The sequence below is a fragment of the Mannheimia sp. genome, from assembly GCF_056854775.1.
Genome location: NZ_JBXGGI010000131.1, coordinates 1 through 9,266 on the forward strand (window position 1 = coordinate 1; position 9,266 = coordinate 9,266).

Annotated in this window: 7 protein-coding genes, 2 tRNA genes and 1 pseudogene; 2 read left to right on the forward strand and 8 right to left on the reverse strand. The window is 38.8% G+C overall.

Annotated elements, in window-relative coordinates:
- The 6 genes from ACJHV0_RS09245 to ACJHV0_RS09270 all read right to left on the reverse strand — a co-directional run.
- The coding region (locus ACJHV0_RS09245) for a ParB family protein (RefSeq protein WP_483134010.1) at positions 1 to 887 on the reverse strand (887 nt) is incomplete at its 3' end.
- An 8-nt stretch (positions 888 to 895) separates the two neighbouring features.
- The gene (dnaB, locus tag ACJHV0_RS09250) at positions 896 to 2,257 is read right to left on the reverse strand and encodes a replicative DNA helicase (RefSeq protein WP_006248851.1); all 1,362 of its coding nucleotides are present in this window, start codon (positions 2,255 to 2,257) and stop codon (positions 896 to 898) included.
- A gap of 12 nt (positions 2,258 to 2,269) precedes the next feature.
- The gene (locus ACJHV0_RS09255) at positions 2,270 to 3,094 is read right to left on the reverse strand and encodes a ParA family protein (protein ID WP_006248850.1); all 825 of its coding nucleotides are present in this window, start codon (positions 3,092 to 3,094) and stop codon (positions 2,270 to 2,272) included.
- Between the two features lie 97 nt (positions 3,095 to 3,191).
- A tRNA-Leu gene (locus tag ACJHV0_RS09260) sits at positions 3,192 to 3,277 on the reverse strand.
- Between the two features lie 311 nt (positions 3,278 to 3,588).
- Positions 3,589 to 5,049, reverse strand: coding sequence for an exodeoxyribonuclease VII large subunit (gene xseA, locus ACJHV0_RS09265; protein ID WP_483134011.1), 1,461 nt, complete (start codon positions 5,047 to 5,049; stop codon positions 3,589 to 3,591).
- A 141-nt stretch (positions 5,050 to 5,190) separates the two neighbouring features.
- Positions 5,191 to 5,267: transfer RNA gene (locus tag ACJHV0_RS09270), tRNA-Met, on the reverse strand.
- A gap of 204 nt (positions 5,268 to 5,471) precedes the next feature.
- Between ACJHV0_RS09270 and mltA the strand changes: the two genes are divergently transcribed.
- Both mltA and ACJHV0_RS09280 read left to right on the forward strand, forming a co-directional pair.
- Positions 5,472 to 6,581 (forward strand): murein transglycosylase A, encoded by a 1,110-nt coding sequence (gene mltA, locus ACJHV0_RS09275; RefSeq protein ID WP_283386031.1) that lies wholly within the window; start codon positions 5,472 to 5,474, stop codon positions 6,579 to 6,581.
- 14 nt (positions 6,582 to 6,595) lie between these two features.
- Complete coding sequence (locus tag ACJHV0_RS09280; protein ID WP_025235796.1) at positions 6,596 to 7,051, forward strand: DUF5358 family protein; 456 nt, start codon at positions 6,596 to 6,598, stop codon at positions 7,049 to 7,051.
- 35 nt (positions 7,052 to 7,086) lie between these two features.
- Here the strand turns inward: ACJHV0_RS09280 and purF are convergent.
- Both purF and ACJHV0_RS09290 read right to left on the reverse strand, forming a co-directional pair.
- Positions 7,087 to 8,604: pseudogene (gene purF, locus ACJHV0_RS09285) on the reverse strand (amidophosphoribosyltransferase).
- Between the two features lie 14 nt (positions 8,605 to 8,618).
- Entirely contained in the window at positions 8,619 to 9,122 is a 504-nt protein-coding gene (locus ACJHV0_RS09290) for a CvpA family protein (protein ID WP_483134012.1), read from the reverse strand.
- Between the last annotated feature and the right edge of the window lie 144 nt (positions 9,123 to 9,266).

Genomic DNA, 9,266 nt, shown 5'->3' on the forward strand with positions numbered 1-9,266 from the left:
AAATACAGAGCTTCAAAACTTATCTTACCATCCAGAGCATCAACCATTCCGGAGATTAATTCACTTTGAAATTCTTTTGTTTGGAATGGTGTTGCTTCATTGAATTTAGATAAATTATCAGACCATAATGAATCAAAAGTAATATCTGTCTCAAATTGATAATTTGCCCAGACTTCCTCGGCATTACCTCGAATAGCCAATAATTTATCAATCTGAGTATGGCCAAGACCTTTGAATAGTACATCAGGAATATAAGGATATAGATAAAGTACGCATCTCTCCATTTTTGTAATTAACGAAAATGAAATGATGTAGCCATCATTTTCTAATTCAGAGGATAATTCCCTTGCTGAAAGTGATTTATCCAATTTTTTTTCGTAATATTCCTTAGCCTGTAAAATACCAAGGGCTTTTTCAATAAATGACAAGTCCGCACGGGTATCATTTTCAATCAAATGCCCGATAAGCAAATTGAGTTCCGCTTCAACACTGTCAGCGGTCTCACCTTGCCAAGGTTTATATTGACAGCTGATGGACCAAAATTTAGGGTCTTTGGTTTCGGTAAATAACTCTTTGAGAGCCTGAATACGAGTATTACCGCCGTCAGCGATAATATAAAAATCTTCTCCCGGACGACGGGTGATATTCGGCTTATGATCTAACCCCCGACGACGAATAGACTCTTTGATCATCTCAAAGTTAGGGTTACGGGTTTTCCGAGGGTTATGCTCATACGGACGTAATTTATCCAGCGTCACCGTAATATATTCAATATCGCTACTATAATGTGTTGGCGTTGCTGTTTGATAGGATGGAGCAGTATTCGAAATAGGTGAAACGTTTAATCCTTTCGCTATCGCTGCCAGTCTTTTTTCATCTTTTGTCATAATCTATCCTAATGCGTTGTGTTTGTTCGGTTTTCAAATAAAGCAAATTCACTTCTAAAATTGGTCATTACAGAAGTAAGTGGTCCATTTCTCTGCTTGCCGATAATGATTTCTGCGGTACCTTTAAAGGGGGAATCCGTATCATAAATTTCATCTCGATAGATGAATAAAATGACATCGGCATCCTGTTCAAGAGAACCTGATTCCCGTAAATCGGAGTTAATCGGGCGTTTATTTGCACGTTGTTCCAAAGAACGGTTAAGCTGAGAGAGAGCATAGACTGGGCAATCCATCTCTTTTGCCAGTAATTTGAGAGAACGAGAGATGTTAGCAATCTCTAAATTGCGATTTTCATAGCGTTGAGAGGTTTGCATTAACTGAATGTAATCAATGAAAATTGCGGCTGGCTTGCCATATTTACGAGCATTTTGTCGAACTTTAGTGCGTAATTTTTGAGGCGTGAGACTACCTTCATCATCAATAACTAAACGATTTTTCCAATGTTCTAGGATATAGCCCATTGCTGAGGTTAGTTTTGACCATTCCTCATCATCCAAACTGTCTGCCTGTCTAATATTTTGCAATCCCACTCTGGCACGCATAGCTAGAAAACGTTGTAAAATCTGATCTGCTGGCATTTCCATACTGTGATAGAACACAGGAGCCGACTCGAATTTTTCAAGTGTATGGTAGGCAATAGTTTGAGAAAATGCGGTTTTTCCCATAGAAGGGCGAGCACCAATCACGATTAAATCGCCCGGCTGCCCACCTGTTGTCGCTTCGTCAATACCTTGAATACCCGTTGGAGTACCTGTCACAGGATCGCCATTTTTAGCCGAGAGTTCCATACGAGAGAGCATATTGGCAAAAATATCACTTAAATCTGCCGCAGATTTAGTATTGTCTGACAGACTAAATTCAGTAATTTGTTTCTCTATTTCATCAATCACCGATTCAAGTTTTTCCGGTGTTTTCGCAGTCTGTGTCTGAACGACAATAAACTGGCCCAGCTTTAAAAGTTGCCGGTGTTTACTGTGTAACAGAACCACATCAGCATAAGCACCGACATTGGCTGCAGAAGGTGTATTTTTCGACACTTCTGCAAGATAGGCAAAACCACCAATTTCTTTCAAAAGATTTTTCTGTTTGAAATATGCGTCCAATGTGAGGATATCGGCAGGTTGTCCCGCTTCAATTAAATCAGCAATGCCTTTGAATAAAACTTGATGAACGCCAAAATGAAAATCTGCCGAATTTATTTTGCCAATGACTTCGTCAAATAGGCTGTTATCTAATATCAATCCTCCGATAACGGCAGCTTCAGCCTCGGCAGAATAGAGATGAGGAGTTGGTTTATTTTGGTTAGCCATAAATAACTCCAACTACTCAGAAAAATGTGATTGAGCAAACTGTGGCATCAATAATCCACAAAGCTGGCGAATGGTTTCATATTCAGCTTGGCTTTGACGGTAAACAGGTTTAGAAAAAGTCGCTGCTTCACGGTATGCCACACGATCGGGGACTGAAAATTCCAGCAATGTTTTACTCTCATCAAACTCATTTTTAAAGAGTGTGTGAAGATAATCAGAAACCAATTTGACATCCTTGGTATGGTCAACACAGTTAATCATTGCTTTCAGCGGTGGTAGTGTAAAGCCAAATGCCGTAAAGGTTTCGAGGTCTTGATACATTCCAATCGTGCCACGAATAAACTCCTTAGCAGATAAAATGTGGGGAAGAATAGGACAGAATAGAACATCCGCAGCCAATACTGACATATCGACAGTAATATCTCTGGTACCGCGAGTGTCAATAATGATGACATCGTAACCTTCAATTTTCTGGAGCAATAAACTAAAACGTAATGCACCGTCAGGCGAGTCTCTCAGCATTGGGCTGATTTTATTTGACGGGTCATTAGACTGGATCAAGTCAAGATTTGGGATAGTCGTTCTAGAAATAATGTGGGTAGGATCTACATCTTTAAAATGCAGAAATTCGTAAGTTCCACCGGGAGCTTGATATTCCAACTCATAATAAGAGCTTAATGTGGGTTGGGTATCGGTATCAATAAGAAGGGTTCTTAGACCGTGTTCTGCACAGAATGCACCAATGTTAGCGGCATTCGTACTCTTAGCAGAGCCACCTTTAGTTGAAGCAATAGTAATGGTAAAAGGTTTGTTTGTACCGTTTTGTAATGGTTTCATAATTTACTCTCTTAACAAGGGTTAAGGAGTATTGGCCATTAATACAGTGTATTTGAATTGATTATTTGAAAGAGAGAAACTACAAGTGTGATTCAAATGGTGCCTGAGGTCGGACTCGAACCGACACGGTTATTCACCAACGGATTTTGAATCCGTCATGTCTACCAATTTCATCACTCAGGCTAAGAGTGCTTTTTATTCAATCGCCTGTATGTCCTATCAGTTTACGCATAAGATTTTGAATCCGCTGCGTCTACCGATTTCGCCACACTGGCTTAAATTTTGCGAGATTATAGAAAAATATGACCGCTTGTGCAAGCGTAAAAAACACCTTTAAAATCGGTTGATTTAAAATTCAGCACTCAAGTCATCTTTACAAAAATAGTTATGCACATCATCTGTGGATAAGTAAGTGTACAACCCTGTTTATAAATATTTAACCTACTGATTTTCATATAATTAATTTTCAAAATAGATGGCGTTCAAAAATTCCCCTACAAAAAATCCACTACTTGACTTCTTATTTTTCCTATTTTTAGCTGTGTAATGATCATCTCTCCAGACTTGATATCACTGCTTGAAGTGAGCATTTTTCCCGCCTCTGTTTGCGTAATTGAGTAACCACGAGTGAGAATTTTCAATGGGCTTAGCCCTTCCAATTTAGTACAAAGTTCTTGGAAATGTTGTTGCTCTTTGAGCATCGTTTTTTCCATTGCATAATTCAAGCGTTGAGAAAATTTTGCCAGTACCGTTTGTTGTTGATTAACTTGGTAAGGTAGCGGATTTCGCTCAAAACGCTGAACCACATTTTTCCACTGTTGCTGTTTTTTGTTTAGTTTTTGCATTATTTGCCAGTGTAGTTTTTGTTCGATTTGAGCTAATCGCTGGCTTTGACGTTCTATCTGCTTTTGTGGGTGCTGATTGATTAAACGTAAATTGAGTTCTTTCGTTTGCTGTGTTTTCTCTGAGAGCAATTTATAAACCGCCTGTTCAAGCCTATATTCAATATAGTCAAATTGTTGTTGGCGTGCTTGAATATGCTTCATTGGGTGTTGAGCATTTAGGCGTAAATGAAGTTGTTGGAAGCGAGTCATTTTGGCTGTCCAAAGTCGGTCAAAGGCTAAATTGACTTTATCAAATTGGTGTTGTAATTGGCGTTTTAGCTCGTTTTGATCACGACTTACCAATTCCGCCGCTGCTGAAGGGGTTGGAGCTCGCAAGTCAGCAATAAAATCAGCAATAGTTACATCTGTCTCGTGCCCTACTGCACTGATGATCGGAATGTTGGAATGATAAATGGCATAAGCAACGGCTTCTTCGTTAAAACACCATAAATCCTCTAACGAACCACCGCCCCGTCCAACAATCAGCACATCACATTCATTGCGGCAATTGGCAAGTTCTATTGTATTGACAATATCTTGTGTGGCTTCCTTACCTTGAACTAACGTTGGGTAAATCACCACTTCTAGGCTTGGATCTCGGCGTTGTAAAATATGGAGAATATCTTGCAACGCTGCTCCGCTTGATGAAGTAATAACTCCAACCTTTTTTACAAATTGTGGAATAGGTTTCTTATGTTCTTGAGCAAATAAACCTTGAGCCGCTAATTTTGTTTTAAGCTGCTCAAACTGTTGCTGTAATAGTCCTTCCCCTGCTAATTGCATACTTTCAAGAATGATCTGGTAATCGCCTCTTGGTTCATACAGAGTTACACTTGCTCTTACCAGCACTTGCATACCATTTTGCGGACGAAAATTTACTCTCGCATTTTTCATCTTAAACATTGCTGCACGTACTTGGGCTTTATCATCTTTTAAGGTGAGATACCAATGCCCTGAAACCGGTTGGCTGAAATTAGAAATTTCACCGGTCAGCCAAACTTGGTTGAGTTCCATTTCAAGCAAATGACGGACAGAATAGTTAAGTTGGGTAACAGTTAAAATATTGCTCATAATCCAAAAAAATTTTAGGGAAGATTGCTTCAGTGTAGCGAGAAATAAGAAAGAGAGGAAGTATTTAATGGAAACAAGCGGTGGATTTTCACTTATTTTTTGCAAAAGAAAAGCCCTTGATAAAATCAAGGGCTGAAAATTTGGTTGCGGGGGCTGGATTTGAACCAACGACCTTCGGGTTATGAGCCCGACGAGCTACCAAGCTGCTCCACCCCGCGTCTGATGGATACATAATATATCAATTTGTCATTATGACAAGTGAAATCATAAAAAATGACGCCAAGTGATTTAATTTAAAACAGAAATAGTATAAAAATCCGCTTATTGATTTAAATATAAACAAGCCATATGCTTGTTTTATTTTAATAGCATTTTTGCTATGCTTCATTTTTCACATTTTATTAACGATGAAAGGATTTTCGATGAATTGGAAAGCATATAAAAAGTCAATTGCTGCGACAACTGTAGCTTTAGTTGCCGGTATTTTAGTAGGTTGTTCTTCTACACCAAGCAAAAAAAGTGGTTCAACCTCTTATGATGCCGATAAAGCAAAATTTGGGGCGAAATATAACGGTCGTCAGTTTATGCCTTATGGTACGCATTTTCAAAGCGGTCGTTTAAGTTTAAATGCTACCCCTGTTAATCAGAACGATTTTTTACAACAGCTTTCTAATGTTCGCACTTATAGCAGCCTCGCCAATATCCATTCGTTAGCTTATGGTAAAGTGAGCCGTTGGATTTCATCGGGGGCAAATATTAATGATCTGGCGAAATATGGTATTAGTACACGTTTAATGCGTGGCGAAGATGGTTATCAAAATGTATTAATGACAGGTTATTACTCGCCTGTAATTAAAGCTCGTCGCACTCCACAAGGGCAATATCAGCACCCAATTTATGCAATGCCATCGAATAAGCGTTTTTCTCGAGCTGAAATTTATGCAGGAGCATTGCAAGGTCAAGGCTTAGAATTAGCTTATAGTAATTCAATGCTTGATAACTTCCTGTTAGGGGTTCAAGGTAGTGGCTATGTTGATTTTGGCGATGGTCGTTTAAATTATTTCGCTTATGCAGGACAAAATGGGTTCAAATATGCAAGCGTTGGGCGTTTATTAGTGGAAGATGGCGAAATTCCGAAAGAGAAAATGTCAGTTCAAGCTATTCGTGAGTGGGGAGCTCGTAATCCTAGCCGCGTTCAGGGCTTGCTAGAGCGTAATCCATCTTATGTATTCTTCCAAAATGATCCTTACGGCAAAGTAAAAGGCTCAGCAGGTGTGCCGTTAGTGCCATTAGCTTCTGTAGCATCAGATCGCAGCATTGTGCCTTCCGGTAGTGTGTTATTGGTTGAAATGCCACTGATTGATAATAACGGAAATTGGACAGGCAAACACGAAATGCGTTTAATGGTTGCCCTTGATGTGGGAGGTGCGGTGAAAGGTCATCACTTCGATTTATATCAAGGTATTGGCGATAAAGCAGGACACGTTGCAGGCTTAATGAAGCACTACGGTCGTGTTTGGGTACTAAACTAATTTAAGTTGGTAGTATGTTAAAAAAAGCATTAATAGTTCTCTTATTTAGTTCATCTTTTGCATTTGCAAATAATTTGGAAAATTCGACCGCTTACAATGAGCCGAAATACAAAATTTCCGAACTGGACGTAAAAATTTTAATTCGTCAGCTAAATAATATTGAGCAATGTATTTATCCTGATCTAGCTAAATCTGATTATCAGAAAATTTATGATAATTGGAATGTAGCGGAACATTTAACGATGCAATATTTTGAGCAAAGGGTGTTAAATGACTTATTGGGGAGAGAAAATTTTCTTACTATGCAAAATGACAAAGCATCAATGGAATATTTTCATCAGCAACATAATAGGTTCAATCACCAAAAGGCAAATGTAGATCAAGAAAAATGTGATGCTTTTAAACCTACTTATCAAGAAATGCATCAGCGTATGCAAAATGCTTTAGCAGAACAGAAGAAAAAGCAATAGCAAAAAACTCGCAGTTTTAGCTGCGAGTTTTCTTTTTAGCTTTCGTTATGAATTTCTAAGTTTGTGGCTTGCTTTGCCGCTTTTGCCTTAGCTTTATCATTGCGGGATTTCGCAATGGCATCTAAATATCATTTATCAATATCGCCTGTGATATATTCACCTGTAAATACAGAATCATCAAAGTTATGAATGGTTGGGTTTTCTATTTGAATTGATTTATAAAGAGCATCTAAATCTTGGAAAATCAATTTATCTACACCAATCATATCCGCGACTTCTTCCACTGAACGATCATAAGCCACTAGCTCTTCACAGGTCGGCATATCAATACCATAAACATTTGGATAACGAATTTCCGGTGCAGCTGAGGCAAAATAAACACGTTTTGCACCAGCAGCTCTTGCCATTTCCACAATCTGCTCAGAAGTTGTGCCTCGCACAATAGAATCATCAACTAATAGTACACTTTTGCCTTTAAATTCTGAGGCAATCGCATTCAGCTTACGGCGAACCGAGCTTTTACGCTGTGCTTGCCCAGGCATAATAAAGGTACGAGCCACATAGCGGTTTTTCACAAAACCTTGACGATAAGGTTTGTACAATACGTTAGCAATACGCACGGCAATATCGTTTGAGGTTTCCGGAATCGGAATAACGACATCAATATCATCAACAATACGCCCCCATTCACGTTTGATCTTCTCACCGAGTAATTCGCCCATATGCACACGAGCTGCATAAACAGAAACACCATCAATAACAGAGTCGGGGCGAGCGAAGTAAACGTATTCAAAAATACAAGGGTTGAGTTTCGGATTATCCGCACAAATTTGGGAATGTAATTCGCCCTCAAAGGTAATATAGATAGCTTCTCCTGGCAATACATCTCGTACAAACTCAAAACCCACCACATCTAATGCAACACTTTCTGAAGCAAACATATATTCTGTTTTGCCTTCAACTTCACGCTTGCCTAAAACTAGCGGGCGGATACCGAACGGATCACGAAATGCCACCATACCGTGCCCGATAATCATTGCAATACAAGCATAAGCTCCACGGATGCTATCATTGGTTTTGCGTACTGTTTCAAAAATATTCTCCGGGCTTAAATGCCGGGTAGAATACAGATCGAGAAAATAAGCAAAAATATTAAGAAGAGATTCTGAATCTGAATTGGTATTAACGTGGCGACGAGCTTCGTTAAACAAACGCTCTTTTAACTCCGCGTTATTCGTTAAGTTACCATTATGTACAAGCGTAATCCCAAACGGTGAATTTACATAGAAAGGTTGAGCCTCTGATACACTTGAACTCCCAGCCGTTGGATAACGAACGTGTCCAATCCCCACATTACCTTGTAAGCGTAGCATATGTTCTTGCTGGAACACATCACTCACTAAACCGTTCGCTTTGCGTAAGCGGAAACGATTTTCGTCGTCTATGGTAACGATACCTGCAGCATCTTGTCCTCGGTGTTGTAATAATGTTAAGCCATCATAAATCGCCTGATTGACAGGTGAGTTCCCAATAATACCGACAATGCCGCACATATAGAAAAACCTCTTTATTTAGTCGAGTTTAGAAAAGTAGAATTTGTTTGTAACTGTTCAAAGAACCATTTCACAATAAAGTCAAAATGTGGAATTAATAATGATGATTTCCATAATTCCGTTTGGCTTGCTTGCGTGAAAGTATCTAAGAAAAATAAAATTGCCGAAACAATTAAAATGCCGCGTAATGCTCCAAAAGCACCGCCTAAAATACGGTCGGTAATAGACAAACCGCTTAAATCAATCACCTTGCCTAATAAACCGTTAATTACGCCACATACAATTAACGTTAAAATGAATAAAATGGCTGCTGCTAAACCATTGCGTAAAAATTCTGAATTTTGCAGATAAACTGAATTTATCTGAGTAAAATAACTACTTAGATAAGGGTAAAACGAACTTGCTACAAAAAAAGCAATTACCCAACCAAGGAGCGATAACGCCTCATTCGTAAACCCTCGCCATAAACTTACCAGTACAGAAAACGCAATGATCCCGATAATAATTAAATCAACCATAAAAACCCTTAAAAGCTTAAAGCTCTCCTATTTTACAAAAAAAGAAAACGTTTGCGTAGCCCTATTTTGCTAAAAATTACTCATCTACACAAATTAACAAGCGGTAAGATTTTTTGAAAATTTTGCAGATTGCAAATTTTTCGT

What these genes read in the sequence shown, in the direction of transcription:
- dnaB (WP_006248851.1), bottom strand. Translation starts at nt 2,257, where the DNA reads ATGGCTAACCAAAATAAACCAACTCCTCATCTCTATTCTGCCGAGGCT.
- ACJHV0_RS09255 (WP_006248850.1), bottom strand. Translation starts at nt 3,094, where the DNA reads ATGAAACCATTACAAAACGGTACAAACAAACCTTTTACCATTACTATT.
- xseA (WP_483134011.1), bottom strand. Translation starts at nt 5,049, where the DNA reads ATGAGCAATATTTTAACTGTTACCCAACTTAACTATTCTGTCCGTCAT.
- mltA (WP_283386031.1), top strand. Translation starts at nt 5,472, where the DNA reads ATGAATTGGAAAGCATATAAAAAGTCAATTGCTGCGACAACTGTAGCT.
- ACJHV0_RS09280 (WP_025235796.1), top strand. Translation starts at nt 6,596, where the DNA reads ATGTTAAAAAAAGCATTAATAGTTCTCTTATTTAGTTCATCTTTTGCA.
- ACJHV0_RS09290 (WP_483134012.1), bottom strand. Translation starts at nt 9,122, where the DNA reads ATGGTTGATTTAATTATTATCGGGATCATTGCGTTTTCTGTACTGGTA.